11 protein-coding genes are annotated in these 17,382 nt (G+C 39.9%); 4 read left to right on the plus strand and 7 right to left on the minus strand.

Annotated features, from left to right (window positions below; genetic code table 11):
• Positions 1-82: 82 nt before the first annotated feature.
• From A0256_19870 to A0256_19895, 6 genes are all read right to left on the minus strand, one after another.
• Positions 83-1,093: a hypothetical protein gene (locus A0256_19870; protein AMR33518.1), complete on the minus strand. Its 1,011-nt coding sequence runs from the start codon at positions 1,091-1,093 to the stop codon at positions 83-85.
• Complete coding sequence (locus tag A0256_19875) at positions 1,086-2,420, minus strand: hypothetical protein (protein AMR33519.1); 1,335 nt, start codon at positions 2,418-2,420, stop codon at positions 1,086-1,088. Before A0256_19875 ends, A0256_19870 begins: the two co-directional genes overlap by 8 nt.
• A gap of 20 nt (positions 2,421-2,440) precedes the next feature.
• Complete coding sequence (locus A0256_19880) at positions 2,441-4,744, minus strand: hypothetical protein (protein ID AMR33520.1); 2,304 nt, start codon at positions 4,742-4,744, stop codon at positions 2,441-2,443.
• A gap of 46 nt (positions 4,745-4,790) precedes the next feature.
• A complete protein-coding gene (locus A0256_19885; protein ID AMR33521.1) occupies positions 4,791-5,591 on the minus strand; it encodes a hypothetical protein in 801 nt (266 codons plus the stop codon).
• Positions 5,592-5,851: 260 nt separating this feature from the next.
• Positions 5,852-9,724, minus strand: coding sequence for a hypothetical protein (locus A0256_19890; GenBank protein AMR33522.1), 3,873 nt, complete (start codon positions 9,722-9,724; stop codon positions 5,852-5,854).
• Positions 9,725-9,761: 37 nt separating this feature from the next.
• Positions 9,762-12,596 (minus strand): hypothetical protein, encoded by a 2,835-nt coding sequence (locus A0256_19895; GenBank protein ID AMR33523.1) that lies wholly within the window; start codon positions 12,594-12,596, stop codon positions 9,762-9,764.
• Between the two features lie 418 nt (positions 12,597-13,014).
• Here A0256_19895 and A0256_19900 point away from each other — a divergent pair, with 418 nt between their 5' ends.
• Complete coding sequence (locus A0256_19900; protein ID AMR33524.1) at positions 13,015-13,521, plus strand: hypothetical protein; 507 nt, start codon at positions 13,015-13,017, stop codon at positions 13,519-13,521.
• Between the two features lie 34 nt (positions 13,522-13,555).
• On the plus strand, positions 13,556-13,912 hold the full coding sequence (locus tag A0256_19905; protein ID AMR33525.1) for a hypothetical protein: 357 nt from the start codon (positions 13,556-13,558) through the stop codon (positions 13,910-13,912).
• A gap of 372 nt (positions 13,913-14,284) precedes the next feature.
• Here A0256_19905 and A0256_19910 read toward each other — a convergent pair whose 3' ends face one another.
• On the minus strand, positions 14,285-14,719 hold the full coding sequence (locus A0256_19910) for a hypothetical protein (GenBank protein AMR33526.1): 435 nt from the start codon (positions 14,717-14,719) through the stop codon (positions 14,285-14,287).
• Positions 14,720-15,202: 483 nt separating this feature from the next.
• Here A0256_19910 and A0256_19915 point away from each other — a divergent pair, with 483 nt between their 5' ends.
• Both A0256_19915 and A0256_19920 read left to right on the plus strand, forming a co-directional pair.
• Positions 15,203-15,550 (plus strand): hypothetical protein, encoded by a 348-nt coding sequence (locus A0256_19915; protein ID AMR33527.1) that lies wholly within the window; start codon positions 15,203-15,205, stop codon positions 15,548-15,550.
• Between the two features lie 142 nt (positions 15,551-15,692).
• Positions 15,693-17,147 carry a hypothetical protein gene (locus A0256_19920; protein ID AMR33528.1) on the plus strand — a complete coding sequence of 485 codons (1,455 nt, stop codon included), beginning with the start codon at positions 15,693-15,695 and terminating at the stop codon, positions 17,145-17,147.
• Positions 17,148-17,382 lie beyond the last annotated feature (235 nt).

Raw genomic sequence — 17,382 nt, forward strand, 5'->3', positions numbered from 1 at the left:
AATGAGCAGCTAACAGCCGCCCGGATTTGCATGGTACAAACCGTACAACTAGTGCATCCGGAGAGTACAAATCAAATAGATATTAATTATTTTTTATAGATTGTATAGCGTTCCTTATTATCTGCCGGTAGGCCTGATAAGCATCCTTTGTAATATAATTTCCAGAATCATCCTTGTACACCAATCCATAGTTGGCTTCGTTTGGATATCTAATTTTTAGCGCGGGTTGATCATAAAGCTCATATATAAATAACCCCGTGACACCCCTGGAAATCAGATCAGGGATAGTTGCTGTAATATATTGGCTTTGCTGAGCAAAGGTTGCCTTACTGGTGCCTTTAGATTGGTTAAATTCTGTTACCCAAACTGGTTTATTAAATCTGTTTTTAAATTCAGTCAGCACATCATCTCCAAAAGGTTTCGCAGCACCTATGGGGCCCATATTAGAGTACCAGTGGCAACCTATGATGTCGTAATTAACATTGTTATCCTTCAGTAATTGCAGATAATAATAGTGTATATAACTAACTGATATTGTAACTTTTATAGTTGAATTTGAAGATTTAAGTCCATCAATGAAACCTTTGATTGAGGCAATTATTTTCTGCGATTTTTGCGTATCATAATCCCCCTTATTTCTGCCGCTCGGGTTGCCAGGACCCATCATTTTATTATCTGCCTCGTTATTCACCTCCACAACTTGCAAATATTTACCGTAACGGGCGCCAAAGTTTTGCCCCTGCAAATAACTCTTTTGGTAAATCAAAGCGTTATCGGAACCTTTTAAGCCACTTTGCATCAATGTTGGCAATGGCATAACCCCATTTGCACTTAGCTTAGTAAGCAATTGAGCGAATAACTGCTCCTTTTTTGGGTAGCCATTACTGTCGAGCAATACATCAAAACGATAGCTTTTCAGCTTCAGATCATTGATTCGGTCTAACTGGTCGTCAATGTTATCTGAGTACGCGATTTGAGTAAGCGGGTGCCCGTTTATCCCCCATACAAACTGCCGGGGCGAGATTTGTCCGCTGCAATTACAATAAAGGCATATCAGCACAGCAGCTAGAGAAGAACTAAATAATTTATGCATTGCTTAACATTTTTTGAGAAGGAGCGTAATTATAAACCGGCTCATTCGTAACTTCGGGGGTCTTTAAGTTCTGTAGCACATAACCCAAGGCTATAAATATCCATAACGACGGGTAGGCAAATTCTGGCACGGTAGCCATCATGATTAGATACACGAGAAACAGCCCTGCTTTGTAACAAATTGACAGTAACACCCCCGGAATTTTCAACCATAAGTTTCTTAACACAAAGGTGGTAAACACCGCCAGACCGACCAGGCCATTATTCACCATAATGGTAGAGAAAAAGTCGGTGGAGCGCACATAACCAAAACCTATTCCAAACGCCTGGCTAAAACCGTTAAGGCTGGCCCAATAACTTAAGTGAGTTGTGAAACCGTTGCCCCTGTCTCTTGCTGAAGCGCTGCCTTCCAACTTTCCGGCAAATACGAAGTTGTAAATGCTATCCAATAGGTGGCTAAATATGTCTAACTGCAGCACGAAACAAACCGCTATGACCGCAATACTGAGGTAATAGAACAATTGGAACTGCCTGCGGTAAATGATCCAAAAACCACCGAATAGTATCATACAGGCATAAGCCGTAGTAGAGAATGTTAAAATAAGGCAGCCTAATAATAACATTTTATCAAAAGTTCTTTTCAGGCCAAAGGTTAACACCCAAAACGGAAATACTGTAAAAACAAACATAGATGGCTCGCCAGTATAACTTTTAAATCGCATCAAGCCTATCCCACCAAGGTTAACGGTTTGGAACAAAGAGGCAGATTTTTCATCATCTCCAAAGGTGCGGTTAACCATAAAGTCGCCGTTTTGGCCGGTTAACATATAAAAGCAAAATTCGTACAGGCCGTAAAGGCATAGCAGCCTTAAGCCCCAGTATATATAATCAATGATCTTCTCGGTAGAGAAATACTTTACGTACGCATAGATTACAAATCCTACTATAAGCGGCAGTGTTTGTGTAAGGTGTGATTTGCGATAGAACGTCTTAGTAAAATCGTTACGGTTGATCAAAATAAGCGGTTTAATCAGCTTCAGATTTGTAACTAAGTTGATAAACTGAGAGCAAAAACTTAAGGCCGCTACTACACACAAAAAATAAAACAAGTCTAAGTAGAACGAATACTTTTTTTCCTTTAAATCCGACAACGGAATAACAAAGAACATCAGACCAGCCAACACCGTTATAATGGTTGTTCCAGGTATCACCGGAATTAACAAAAATGCAGTGATCGGGAAAAACAGCATTAAGATGTTTACATACTGCTTAATGAACTTGCCGGTTACGCTTTCCGTTGATTGCAGAGAAAGACTATTAGATATCATGCTACTGTGATTCTTCACCTTTAATTCACTTTATCACCATAGCCCATACTGTAACCGGCTGCCGAGTAACCAGTACCAGAGAAATCAACATCATTGATAACCAGATATAGATTTTCAACATTATCCTTCGTCTTAATTTCATTCAGGATGTCCATCTGATTTTTGTTGGTATAGTTGTGCCTGCACACAAAAATTGTCATGTCTACATGCTTTTGAATTACCAATGCATCAGATACTAAACCCACCGGAGGGCTGTCAATTAATACAAAATCAAATTTCGTACGCAAATCAGCTATAAGCTCGGGCAACCGATCGCTTAACAAAAGTTCACTTGCATTTGCCACAACCGGTCCAGATGATATCACAAAACAGTTCTCATCAAAATTGCTTGGCCTGATAATTTTATTTAAAGGAAGATCTTCCATTACATAATTGGTAAAACCAGGACGAGTGACATCCAAACCTAAAAATCCTGCCAGGCGTGGTTTACGCAAATCTAGCTCTACCAAAACCACACTCTTACCGGCCATTGCCAGTGTGCTGCCGAGGTTAGACGTTAGAAACGTTTTTCCTTCACCTTCTACACTGGAGGTAATCATGATCACATTAGATTGGTCGTTATCCAGCAATCCTCGCAGTTTAGTTCGCAGGGTTCTGAAGCTCTCTGTAACCAGCGACCTTGAGTTGATATCAACCAGATATTTGTCTGTTTTCTTGTTATGACCAATTTTGCCGATAACTACTACATCAGTTTGCTTCTCAATATCGGCTTCCGAGTTGATTTTTTTAGCAAATAAGCTCTTAGAGTTAACATAGCCTAATGGAATAACGAAGCCTAAGAAGAACGACATTACGTAAATAATTGGCTTGATGGGCTTAGCGGGTGATTTGGTACTCTTTGCATTGTCCACAATTCTTGAGTATGGCATATCTGCCGCTTTAGCCATCGCAGTCTCTTCACGTTTTTGCAATAAATACACATACAATTGCTGTTTTAACTCCTGTTGTCTTGCAAAATCACCCAAGGCACGTTGTTTGCCTGGCACGTCTTTTATAGTATTATTTACTGCGTTGTTTTGGCTGTTTGATCCGGCAGTTGTTAAAGCAATCTCTCTTGCGTAACTATCTATGCTTTGCAACAGGTTACGTCTGGCTAATTGAATTTGCTGATCAAGATTTTGTATTACCGGGTTAGATTCTGTATATGATAGTTTACTTTTCTCACGCTCGTTAATCAAATTATTATATTGAGCAAGACCAGCTGCAAAAGAAGTATTCTGGATGCTCAATGAACTTGGGATAACATCTCTGTTAGTTGCATCGTTTAGCCTGTTTTTTAAGTTGTTGATAATAGACAACTGTACTTGCTGCTGCTGATACCTGTCGGCATAAGCGCTCGCGTTACCAACCAGTACTTTAGACTGCTCGTTGATATCGGTAATATTATTATTGCTTCTAAAAGCCTGATAGTTTTTTTCAATTCCCGTTAACTCGTTAGCTACAACTTCTATCCTGTTATTTACAAAATTTATGGTGCTATCAATGTTACGCTTCCTGTTGGCAAGATTATCTGCCAGGTAACGATTCATTAAATTTTGCAGAATCGCTTCGCCTTTTTTTGAATTTGGGTAGTATAAAGTAAACTCAACCGTTGTGGTGGCTTTATCTGTAAACTGGGCATCGTAGTTATTTAATAACGCGCTAACCGCATCGTCTTCGGACATGATGTTAACTGAAAACTCCTGTTCAACAGGCACTACACCTGGCCGTTTTTCAATTTCAATATTATACTGCGGAAGACTAACCGTTTTTCCAAAAGGAACTTTTAAATTAATATCCTCATCGCTGTTTGCGATATTGACCGTATTAGCGTCTATTACATTAATTACATATTGACGTTGTCTCAGGGAATCAACCTTATTATTCTTTATTTTTACAATAAAGGGCGTTTCTTCATATGCCTCGGTTGCTAAAATACCGCTCCGATAAAAATATTGAATGTTCAGATGCATATTCTGCACTACTTCCTTCATCAAGTTGCGGGAACGTAGCACATCGCCTTCGTTTTTGATATTATCGGCAACGTTTAAAACCGAAGCGACCCCCCCATTTGCATATTGAGAAGACTGATCTGGTGTTGTAGGATGCTGTTGAAGAAGTATTGTGCTGGTTACCAGGTATTGTTTAGTTACAAAAGTTACATAAGCATACCCTAATCCCAGAAAGAATATAAAGCTGATTGCAAATAATAACCAATGTGATTTGATCTGTAAAAGAAAATTAGAAATGGCGTTGCCGTTTTCTTTCACCAGGCGAGTTTCCATAGATTGTATTTAATTAATTTGTATTGATTGATTATTGCACCGAAGATTATAAATACCTTATACCAAGTATAATTGCTGTGAATACTGTTGCACCTGCTGTAATGAATTTGATAACGTTATTATCATTGTTCAACACCTTGGTTTTGTTAGGCTCTACATAAATAACATCATTCTGTTTTAGATAGAAGTAGGGTGAGTTAAGTGTAGCTTTTTTAGTAAGGTCCATTTTCACAGTAATATTTTTACCACTCGCATCTTTCCTTATTAACAAAACATTTTCACGTTGACCATAAACAGTCAAATCACCCGCAAAACCTATTGCATCAAGTAAGCTTACTTGTTCGTTGGGTACAACATAAGAAGCAGGACGATTTACTTCGCCAATTACTGTTATTTTAAAATTAAGGAACCTAACATCTACTACCGGATTTTTGAAAGACTCCACTGCTTTCGCGGCAATTACCTCCCGGGCTTTTACAGTGGTTAGTCCCCCTACTTTAATTTTACCTAAAACAGGTACGTCTACAAATCCCGTCTTATCAACTAAATAACCAGAAACCGGAGTTATCATGCCGGATTGCGGCGAACCTGCATTTACAAAGCCACCATTGCGGCTGTTAATACTATTTGTAGCCTGGGGATCAATTGTATTGATGTTGATTGCTAAAATATCATCCGGTTGTATAAAAGTTTCACTGTAGCTAGCAATATCTACTTCCGCTGCATTATTAGATGTTGGCAGATCCTGAAAATATTTTAAGCGTTTTGTGTTAAAGCATGAACTGAATGTGCACAAGCCAATTAGTGCAGTAAATAAAATAGCTTTTGGCAGGAATATAATCTTCATGGTATGGATATGAGTATTAATGTGTTTTATGTTAAATTTTATGTTTAAAATGCTATGGAGCTTCGCCACTTCGCTTACATGAGCGAGCTCCTTAAATAGCATGTTTTCAATTATAGCCCGTTATTTATTTTAATCTAATAATTGTGGCTTTAATTATGATCAAATATTGCAATTAAAACCCTTAATAATTAACGTTTACTGGGGTTGGTACATTAATGTAAAATAATGGGAAATAAATTCACCCAACTGTGCAAACCTGTTTATTGAACGAGCAACTTTGAGTACATAGTACCCGAGTTTGACCGGACATTTATGATATAAACCCCTCTGGACAGTGCGTGATTTAGCTGTATTTGCATCCAAGCCATCCCGTAAGCGTCGGTGATATACTTTTGTGTCTGAATAGTTTTACCAAAAGAATCTGAAATAGTTATCACACCTGACTCACCCTTGGGGAAGTTGGACATGCTCAGGTTAAACTGGCTACCGAGATTTGGATTTGGGTAAACAACTAACTTTTTATCGGTTGATGCTGAATCGACTTTGTCTGCTAATAAGCTGTTATTATTGCTAACTGTTACTGTTCTGGGATCAACATTGCTTACCTGGTACAATTCGAGCGCTGCCAGGGCTACCCTATTCGCCGTAGGATTGAACTTAATGGTTAACACGCCATCGTTTACCGTTGTCGTAAAATCTTTTACCATCGCAGTACGGTATCCTGCTTCGCTAAAGATGTCGAAGTTTGGTAATACCAACTGATTTTCGATGTTAATACCAAACACCCTTAATCCGGCGTCCGTCCAATAATTCTCTACAAAATGCATCCTCACCAGGTAATCCCCATTGGTAACAGGAATTTCATAACGGGTTTCGGCAAAATCAGCAGCTGCTGATAAATACGTTTGATAGAGCGAATCAATATCTGTGCCTGCTATCGGACTAGATATTACCTGCTTATCTAACTTAATAGATCCTGTGCGGTAGTTTTTATCGCCTTCCCAGGCTGTATTACCTATGGTTACAGTCGCATCCGCACCGCCTTTGATTCTTTTTACTACATTAACTGTAGCTGTAGCTGTATTTCCGATTCCATATAGAGGTATACGCAATGGCGCTAACCCGCTGTTGTAATTCACTATCAGCAAGGCATTTTTGATACCTACGCTAGCAGGACTAAACTTAACATTGATATTTTTTACACCCTGAACTCCAATTGTTGTGGTGGTAAAAGACGGTGTAGAAAATTCACTTGCATTTGGCCCGGTAATTTTTACGCTTTTGATTTGGATAGACGGGTCGCTGGTGCTATCCGCATAAGAATTACCATTGTTCTTTAAGGTAACCGCTATGGTTTGACTACTGCCGGTTACTGTTGGGCCAAAGGAGAAGGCGGTATTTGGCAACGACACCAGTTCGGAATAGTTAACCGTTCCAGAATCCGGCCTCATATTTTCAATATAATAAATATTATCCTGGTAGTCATAATTGGTAAAAGAGGTACCCAGGTAATCACAATCTAAAAAGTATGCATTTGGTATCACGTTACCTGCAGCATCTAAAGCCTTCAATACCCTGATGCCAATTAAGCCATTGATATTTTGCTTACGGTCTGTTGACGAAGTGCCCACACGGAAACCAAATTCAGTTGTGGGGTTAAAGGTTCCACGCGCCAGATTAGTTGTCGACCCAATAAGCCTTGGCAATATCGATTGTCCATCCAATGGGTTATGAGTAAAAAGATTAAGATTAGAGGACGAGCCCTTATTAAAATACTTTATTGATTCGGTTGCAGAGCAGCAACCATGATAAGCCGCCAGCTGCGTAATGGTCACCGGCTTAGATGCATCCGCTCTCACAAAATAATCCGCATTAATCTCGCTCGAATTGCTAACACGAGTAGCGCCATCAACATTACCATCATCGTGTCCGTAGCCTACGATAGTGCCAAAGCCAAACGCATTGATCAGTTGCTGTGCGTAAGGTTCATTAGTACTCTCTCCTTCCTTTTGCCAAATTCCGGATAAAATCACTTTCTTCAAGGGCGAAATACTGTCAGTGCTGGCTATTGTTAGTGTATCATTAAACACCTTTAAACGAGTTGCGGCATTCTTGGCTATAAATTGAATGGTTACATCTGTAAAATTACCAGACGTTACAGAAAACGGAACAGTTGCTAAAGTATCGGTATTAACAGACACAATTTTCCACACTGCCGGATTCGAAAGCTTCAGGTTGTTCACCTTCAATTTGCCTGTCCCTTTGTTATTGATACGCAGCTTCACTCTATCGTGGTTAGCATTGTAGGGGGTTGTATCAGGACTGGTGCGCCTCCATGGTACCTGTATTAATGAAAATACCAAACGATCGTTTGAAGGGAAAGCATCTAAATTTTTTAAAGACATGTATGCGCCTGAATTAGACTGCGCAATTACACTGAAATTATAAGAATTGGTTGTTGTATTTCCATTAGCATCAATAGCTTTAACGGCCAATGTATAACTACCGGCTGTACCCAAAATAAATGGTGCTTTATAATCTACAAACGCACCTGCGTTAAGCGAGTATTGCAGCGCAGCCAGTCCGGATCCACCTGCATCAGTTGAGGATAAAAACACCTGTACTTCGTCGTCATAAGCTCCGGCTGATTTTAATGTACCGACAAACCTTGCCGTTGCCGTAGGTGCTGTATTGTCTGTTACCGCCGCCGCTGGGGCAAATGTTATGTAGTTTAATTTTGAATTTGTACCGCCATTAGCATCAACAGTTAGCTTACTATCAGAAACCTGGACAACGGCTGTAGCTGTTCTATACTTGGTACCGGTTGTTTGGCTAAAATCTGCTATAGCAGGCAAACCTTCAACGTTAATTTGGTTGTTGCTATCGTAATATCCATTATCACCTGCACTAACCGTTACGCGGTATTGTCCGTTTGTTACGGCATACTCCCATGTACCGGGTACCTGGCCGCCGGTAGTAGCCTGCATTTGAACAAGGCTAAGCTGTTTGATATCACCCGTGGCAGTTCTTAAGCGCATATTTGCCTGCAGGTCAACAGGCTGTTTTGTATTTGGATTAATCCATCCAAATTGACGGGTTGCATCATAAGGTAAACCAGTATCGGCAACATAACCTGACGGAGTGGTGGTAGCTGCGGTTTGAAAGTTAATGTTGACATTTTGGGTAGGAGGCACAACTGGAACGGTTAACGAAGTCACCGCAAAATCGTCGAACGTATAGGTTATAGGTGCTGTGCCGTTACGGTAAGAGGAATAAATTGCTGCATAAGCTGCGGTATTAGTAATATTCATACCTGCAACGCTAACAGACGTAGTAGGATATGACGACCCCACATTTATAAATGTAGAACTATCAGTAGAGTAGTAGCCCTCTACCGTGTTATTTGCAGAATCAATAATGAGACGCAAACTAACTATCTTGCTGTTTAAACCGCTAATAACTGCTGTTGTACGCTGGTCGGGGTTACCGGTACCTGTTGTGGTAGATGATACATCGTTTATTTCCCTCCTTAGTTCAACCTTGTTGCCGGCAATGGTCAGTTTAATAAATGTTTTATCATTCAAGCCAAACCAAATACCCGCTTGTTGCGCTTGTGTGCCATTATAAGGACTCACAACTTTAGCATCTATCTGAAGTTTTTTAACTGGTGCAACCTGCACACCCAATACGTTAATCTGATTATTATTCGCTTGGTAATCTATCCCCTTGTTAGATACTAATTGTAAGCGGCCACCTGTCAAAGTAATTTTTGAAGGCTCATAACCTGGTACTGCGCTAAAAGTACGTGTACCATCAACGGCTAACCTGGTTCCCGAATAAGTGTTTACTGTGGTAAATCCGGTACCCTGCCCTGATTTGTCACTTATAGTCCCGGCAACTGGGGAAGTAAAATTTAAATTATATGGCAGCGCAACCTGTATGGCACTGCAATTAAGTGTACTAACCGGGCTGCAGGTATCTGCCACTGCTGTACCCCCAATGTTATATGATGCCATACTTTTAGCGCTTAGTAATGGTTTCCCAAATACTATATTGCCCGTTCCCAATAGGAACAGCATTAATAAAACATTGGCGAAGCCAACTAAACCGGTTTTGTAATTTTTACCTATCATATGAATTGTTTAAGCATGAGGTGATGCAAGCGGTGGGCTACCTGCGTTTTGATGGATGGTTAGTATTTTTTTTCGTTGCAATTACTTTTTGAAGCTGCTTTTGCACAACAACCTTTAAAAGCGTTATCTGAGATATCAGGTTTGGATTGTCATTCCAATTAAATTCGCTTACATACAAGTTTCCATTGGTCACATCTTCGGTCAGGTCTAACGGATTTGCAAAACCGACCATCCCTTGTAACCCATAGTTGCCTGAACCACTTGCAGAACGTACAATATCATATTTACCGTCATCCTGTGGTTTTAGGTTGGGCAGTTTGCTGATAGAGCCGGGTTCCAGCACCATAATATCGCCGCCACCGCTGAAGCGGCATACCAATAATTTGCCACGCAGCGCGCCGTTGAAGGCCCCATTTTTATATTCAATTACACCATTTGGTGATTTATTGTAACCGAAATCGAAAGCGGCCCCTCTATAATTCTTGTCTGGTTTTACCGATGGTTTGTACATCGGGTTATCGGCAAAACCTCGATTTATTACATATTCTCCCCGCAATGGGTTTGGATGGCCATAATATCCAACTCCTTTTAAAGGATTTACTCTGAAAAGCCAGTCGTGCTGAACCGGCACATTGTCTGTGGCTAATATCGGTGGCCCGTCATAGTAAGTCCCGTTAGGACGTTTGGTTTTTTCAATGGCTGCCGGAGAATTCCCGCCACCACCAGATCCATTTGCAGGAAGATACAATTGCCCGTTACTATGCCAAACCATATCATATGCATTGCGAATTCCCGATGCGTAAATAGTTAATGGCGACTCTATTGCATACGGATTATACTTACCGTCGGCCAGTTTTATACCTCTGCTTGGTGCATGGTTTATCAGGTTCTTATTATCGCTGGTTTTTACATCCAGCGGTAATTTAATCGTGTTGAGTTTACTGATGTTTAATCTGAGTACGGCTCCGGAAAGTAGTGTTTCTTCCCGCTGCCACCCTTTGTCATAGTTCCCTGCAGAACTATTACTGCCCTGCGATATATAAAGTGCCCCGTCAGGCCCAAAAGCCATACTGTTAACCATATGGTCTCTTGTAGATCGCGGCAGGTTGACGATGATCTGCTCCTCGTTTTGCAAGTCCGGACCGTTAAGCCTGGATATTTTACCATCGAAAGCCGGGGCAGCATTCATTTCTGCAGAAGAGTAAGAAACCCAGGCTATCAAATTACCGGCTGTTGATTTAGGATCAAAGGTTAAACCAATGGCTGTAGATTCGCCCCTCTTTTTTACGAGTGTATTAATCTGCTGCATGCCGCTAAGCATACCGCTTTGGTGGTCAACGTTAAAGCGCTCGATACCGCCGTTGATCTTGAGCGCATAAAATTTGCCATCTGGCCCAAACAGCAATGATGTGTATTTCTTGTTTTGTGTACCCGGTACAGATATTTTGGTAAATTCGGCGTTGATAATATTACTGGAGTCTACCGGTGCTGATTCGGTTGAAAATGTAGATTGAAACGGCACGAAAGGAGTACCGGCATAGGTTTTAACGCCTTCGGTGATTATAAACTTATAATTTGTATGCGGTTCCAGCGGTTGGGATGGCGTAAAGCTGATGGCATCCCCTCCCCCGGTGCCTTGCACGTTGCCCTGAACATTCACTTCTACTCCGTTATCTAGTTTTAAAAGCTTCACTGTTTTGTTGGTGATCGTAGCATTGTCTGTACCACCCTTAAAGCCTTTCACAGCCGGAATAGAAAGGCTATTTGCAGCTATCGTGATATTGGTTGTAATAGTTGCACCATTCATCGGATTTGCCGATATTACATATGGCCTCGCTTTTTCTACTACTCGTAGTGAAACATCAATACTTGCAGGAGCGTAACCGGCAGATGATACTTCTACCCTGGCTGTATAAGTCCCAACAGGCAAATCTCGTGCACGGGAATAATCGAAAGTAACCGAATCCAATTGGGTCTCAGAAGCATTAAATTTTATCCAGTCTTCTCCCGCTTTGGTATATTTTGCCTTTAGCTTATACGCTAGTTTTTGCTCTGCAGAGTTTCTAATTTTAAAAGTTGCGGTGTGTTTTGAACTATCCCCCTTTTCGATAAACAAATTTTGGTTTGTAGATAAAAGGTACAAATATGGGTTGACGCTAACGGGTACAATACTTACATAACATATTTTAGTGTTTGTTCCGCCGTTTGCGTCTATAGTTAGCAGCCCATCAGTAACAGTAACGGTAACGGTTGCTTCTTTGAACCTACCCGGGCTCCGCAACTTCCCGATCGGGATAAAATTTGATATCGCCTTAACGCCTTCTACGTTAATACAATCAACCTGTTTAGCTTTTGTAACTGCACCATCACCCGCTGCAACGGTAACTTTGTATACGCCGTTTATTACCTTCAACTCCCAAAAACCATTGCTCTTTACCCCATTAAACGGACCGTACCTGAGCGTACTGATATCATTGGCCTGCATGTGTACAAACGTTGACAGCAAAACATCTTCAGGCTCCAAACGTGCTCGTCCATTGCCCTGTAAATTTATAGGCTGCTTTGTTTTGGGATCTTTCCAACCAAAAGTTAAACCCGAACCTTCATACACACCCGGACGCTCAGAAAACGGCTCTCCTGTATCTTTCAACCATCCCGGGGGAGCTTGGGTAGTACTATCCTGAAAGTTTATCTTAATTGGTACTATTTGTGGTACTGCCGATAAATTGAATAAATCAGTGGGCGGGATAATACCTCTCTGGCCAACCTGCCCTTTTGATAAATTACCGTTGATAAAAAGAAGAACAACTGCTAATATGATAAGAAGTGGTAAAAGTAGAAACTTTTTAAAAAAGTTGAATGTAGATATCATGTTGAATGTAAAGTGTTAGGCAGCCCCCTTAAAAGCTTCGCCCTCTCGCTTACAGTTACTTACTGCACACGAGTATTAAATAATTGATACAATTTTAACGCATTTTGGCCCGTTTTGGGTGGTGCTGAGGGCAGTTGTACGGTTTATGTGCAACAGTGAGAAAGACTGTATAGATACAAACGCTACAACACAAAGCATGAGAAATGATGTGAACTAAAAATGGCTGAAATGAACTCGATTTAGTATCAGATTAAAAAAATAGTGTTTTTTCTTTTCCCAACACTTCACATATTGATATACAAGGTTTCATTTCCGGCAACATCACGAGCGTTTTGCAGTAATTTAGTTGGATAAAAAGTGTGGTTATTAGCGCATGATAAAGCAGCATCACAAATACTAATACAATCTGCGTCTACCTATGAATAATGTTTATAATACTAATTGGATGGTACTTTACACGCGTTCGCGTTGGGAGAAAAAAGTTGACCAGTTATTAAAAGAACAAAACATAGTGTCTTATTGTCCCCTCGTTAAAACGAGCAAACAGTGGGCAGATCGCAACAAAACGGTGGAAGTGCCACTTTTTAATTCGTATTTATTTGTGCGAGGCAACATGACGGATCTTGAGAAAATCTCACAAGTTCCTGGCGTGGTATCCTACATTACCTTTTGCGGAAAACCAGCAATTGTACGGGATACAGAAATTGAGAACATTAAAGACATTGTTAAAAACTACTCAGATATAGAAACCATACCTCTGGCAAATTTGCAAATCGGCGACGAGGCAATGATAATCGATGGCCCGCTTTACAATCAGCGGGGAGAGGTGCAGCAGGTAAATGGAAAATCTGTGATAATGGTAATTAAAAGCATGAACTGTGCTTTAACAGTAAAGATCGATCCAAAAGAACTGATCGTTTGCTAATTAAATTTATTTAAAAGGTGTTAATCACCCATTTATGGACAAACATTACGGACAAATAGTTGAACTGACTATCAGGAAACAAGGTTTCAGTATCAGTGAACTCGCACGGCTTGCCAGTATTAACAGGAAATGCGTGTATAACTGGTTTAACCAAAAGTATCTTAAACCGGAAGTAATTCACCGGATAGGTGGTTTTATTAAACATGATTTTTCGGTAGAATTTCCGGAGCTTTTTACGCCGGAAGATTTCCTTCCGACCGAAAGCTTCAAAATGGGCTTTAGTCAGGGTTTCACTGAACCCGAAAGTGAGAAAGTTTGGAAAGACAGATATATTGATTTATTGGAAAAATACAACCAATTACTTTTGGAGCAATACGAACGAAATATGTAATTCGTGAATCCCCGATACAGATCAGGGTGAACATTAATCTTTTGCCCTAAAATATTAAACAGCGCCGCACTTAAAAATGTTGGCGCTTTGCTTTTTTACAACTTTGCTAACACCAAGTTTATTAAGCATTTTATTCTTTGTCACAATTACTGACCCTGAAAATACAATGTAAAATAAGAGCTGATAAAAAGGAAACTATTCTTTGCCAATCGTATTGATTTCCAATTTTACAGCAACCTAATCAACACCATATACATTGAATGTTCAAGCACGTATCCGAAAAAAAAGCAAAAAAAAGCAGACTGAACGATGTTCAATCTGCTAAGCAATTTAAAATTGGATTACTATTAACTAACTTAAATATTCTCTAAATTATGGGATCAACACTTTTGTGGTCCAGGTTTCACCAACCTTTTTAACTGCGCTGTTACGAAAGATTTGTTTTTCTTCACGGCTATAAACGTTTAAGATTACATTTTGATCAACGTCTGTTGGCGTAACGTTAACTGTTAAGTCGTAGTTGCGTTGGTACCTGATATAATAGATGGCCTGAGATTTTTCTACATCTATCTCGCTCAACGTAGTTCCGGTACCATAGCTCACGTGGCATTTGCCGGCGCACTCTATAGTAAGTTTAGCATAGCCATAATCCCTGTCGTTATTCACTGCGTTTGTGCTCTTTTTACATCCTGTTCCAAGTAGTATTACTGCTGACAAAACCAGCATACATTTGAAGGTTATCGACTGGATGAACTTCGCTGATCTGTTCATGCAAAGTGAGCTTAAATTGTTTCCTAAATTTTTCATTTGTTAATTTTTCATAAAAGTAGACCATACATTCGGCAATTAACTGTTTATCCCAAGAGTGTATAACAGTATGTGAAATAGTGTAAAATTGACCCAGCAAACGGGAAAAATTTCGCTCAGCGGCGATGTGAAAGGTATGCCAAACGAGAAAAATGCGAGCAGTGTTCAAAAAATTTGCATGAACCAAAGCTGTGTAATTCTTGCCTTAAAGTGAATATTTCGGCGTATTTAGAAGGTTAGAAGAAAAAACCTACTCTATTTGAATAACACTAACGAGTTATTATTTTATCCATTTCCGCATTGATAGAGGACGTATTCTGGTGTTAATATTATGATGCAATAAAAAACCGTTTTGTTAAAAAAAAACGTATTTATTTTTGAGGAACATCCGTATAAATACACCAGTGTATTTATCGGAGTTAATAAATTTACCATTTGATAATGGTAGGTTAATGTTAAGGATGTGACAACTAAAAAGATATGATGGATAAGCATTACGGACAGATTGTTGAGTATAGGGTAAGAAAAAATGGCTATAGTATTAGTGACCTTGCTAAAGGTCTTCAGGTAAACAGGAGATCTATTTATAACTGGTTTAACCAGCGCCACCTTAAAAAAGACATTATACTATCTATTGGCTGCACATTAAGACACGATTTTACAGAAGAACTACCGGAATTGTTTTCAGCCGAAGATTTCAAATGTTGCCTTTACGGCCCCACAACGGAAAGTAGCGAAACTGCAGAAACCCAATCTGAGAATGAGCGTTATAAGGATAAATACGTTGCTTTACTGGAGCAATACAATCAGCTACTGGTAGATTCTTTATAAATCTGCAAAGCGAATCTTTTCATACTTATTCTCACTCTTTCACATATTAGGTACAAAAACCTTTATTTTCCCTGTATAGGCGGAGTTTAACTTAATTTTGCGTGTCTTACCTCCGGGTACGGTGATTTTAATCTTATCAAACATGCCGCTACTTGTTCTAATCAAAAATAGGCTCTATCTTCAATTTATCCTGTTAACCATCAGTATTGCCATCGCCATTTTAATAGCTGTAACTGTACCCCTTCAAAAAGATGAGCTCGGCGCCCTTGTAAATATTTACTTACCCATTTTAATAGGTGTTGTATCATTATTTATATACGGCGGTATCAGTATCATCAGCAAAAATACCAGCATCAGGCTAATTAGTCTAACGGTGTTTATCTTACTCAATATTGTCATTGGTATCAGGCTGAATTTAGGCTTCAATAGTTTTAACAAAAATTTGTCACCCTCATCTTCACTAAATGCTAAATCGTCTTACAGCGTGGGCTCACCCCGGCAGGATGTAGAAATCACCAACCTGGATGGGTTTACTGCTGCTAATCGTGCAGTATTTTCATATACTTTCAATCCTGACCTGCCTGTTAACAATGCCTCAACACATAATACGATCATCAATCATGACGTTTCCAGGTTAAGAGTTAAAAACAAATTGGGTAAAAATCTTACAATTTACAAACCTGATTTTACTGCTAATGGGTTATGGACGGCAACTGTAGCCAACAGCAATACAACATTTCCCCTTACTCTACATCCTGGGGATTCTTTGGATTTAAATATAACTTTCACAGCCAAAGCGCTAAACAAAAGGGTTGAATCGGTTTGGTGGAAAGCAGTCTTAAAATTTCAACATGCAGCTGTCGGCTTCGGCCGTCTTTATAATTATCAAATACCTTATGGCAGCACCTGCGCCAATATTAGCGGAAAGCTAATGTTAGCAACCGATAATGCAACCAAGCTTCAACCTATTGATTTAACCGGAATATGGGAGTATCGGTATGAGAACGACTGGGAACCCGGATTACAAAGAATATTAAATTCTCTTAATTTCAAGACCAAGGTTGGCTTTACTTATTTTGACAATGGTTTGAAAGGAGAAACTACAACGAAGCATTCTGATGAGGTTGCTGCCGACTATTTTGAAGCAGCCAACCCAACCCGACCCGTAAAAATCAGAAAAATTGCTTCCTACCATGGCTGCTGTACAACCGAAGATTCGGACACGTTAGCGATATACGACCCTAACAAACAGCTAACCAGGCAACTCCAATATACAAATCAGTATAGCGGCCAAATGTTGCTGCCTTTCGCGTCTGATCTACCTGATGCAAAGCATTTGGCAAAACTTTCCGGGCCATTTGCTGTAAAAATTGGATTAAGTTATACCGACCGGACCCTAAACCACGGGAAAAAAATTGGCATAAGGATTTGGAAAGCAATTGACGATCAGGGGAAAGTGATTAATAATGCTTACATCTTAGGCAGCGACTACCTGGGTAAAAAGGGTACAAACTACGACTATCAGGATAATGTATATTACATTGAAAACATTAAACTTTATAACAAATCCCATGCACCCCTAATGGCACAAAAGTAGCGGCTTTCTTATGACCCAACCATTGCGAATAAGGGGGCGAATTGCCAAATTTCAGCCTGAGGGTCGGGTGGTGTGGCAACCTTCAGGATATTCATATATCAGAGATGGTGAGGATGCTTGAAAAACCCACGGCAGAGATTCAATATTGGTTTGTTAAAGGTTCCACTACATGAGGCTACACGAAGAGGCATCGGTTAATGATCCTCAGCCTATTTTAATAAGCAGGTAGACCCCT

Source organism: Mucilaginibacter sp. PAMC 26640 (genome assembly GCA_001596135.1).
Classification (GTDB): Bacteria; Bacteroidota; Bacteroidia; order Sphingobacteriales; family Sphingobacteriaceae; genus Mucilaginibacter.

Excerpts from the sequence above, each read along its gene's own strand:
- A0256_19870 (AMR33518.1), bottom strand. The coding sequence starts at position 1,093 with ATGCATAAATTATTTAGTTCTTCTCTAGCTGCTGTGCTGATATGCCTT.
- A0256_19875 (AMR33519.1), bottom strand. The coding sequence starts at position 2,420 with ATGATATCTAATAGTCTTTCTCTGCAATCAACGGAAAGCGTAACCGGC.
- A0256_19880 (AMR33520.1), bottom strand. The coding sequence starts at position 4,744 with ATGGAAACTCGCCTGGTGAAAGAAAACGGCAACGCCATTTCTAATTTT.
- A0256_19885 (AMR33521.1), bottom strand. The coding sequence starts at position 5,591 with ATGAAGATTATATTCCTGCCAAAAGCTATTTTATTTACTGCACTAATT.
- A0256_19890 (AMR33522.1), bottom strand. The coding sequence starts at position 9,724 with ATGATAGGTAAAAATTACAAAACCGGTTTAGTTGGCTTCGCCAATGTT.
- A0256_19895 (AMR33523.1), bottom strand. The coding sequence starts at position 12,596 with ATGATATCTACATTCAACTTTTTTAAAAAGTTTCTACTTTTACCACTT.
- A0256_19900 (AMR33524.1), top strand. The coding sequence starts at position 13,015 with ATGAATAATGTTTATAATACTAATTGGATGGTACTTTACACGCGTTCG.
- A0256_19905 (AMR33525.1), top strand. The coding sequence starts at position 13,556 with ATGGACAAACATTACGGACAAATAGTTGAACTGACTATCAGGAAACAA.
- A0256_19910 (AMR33526.1), bottom strand. The coding sequence starts at position 14,719 with ATGAAAAATTTAGGAAACAATTTAAGCTCACTTTGCATGAACAGATCA.
- A0256_19915 (AMR33527.1), top strand. The coding sequence starts at position 15,203 with ATGGATAAGCATTACGGACAGATTGTTGAGTATAGGGTAAGAAAAAAT.
- A0256_19920 (AMR33528.1), top strand. The coding sequence starts at position 15,693 with ATGCCGCTACTTGTTCTAATCAAAAATAGGCTCTATCTTCAATTTATC.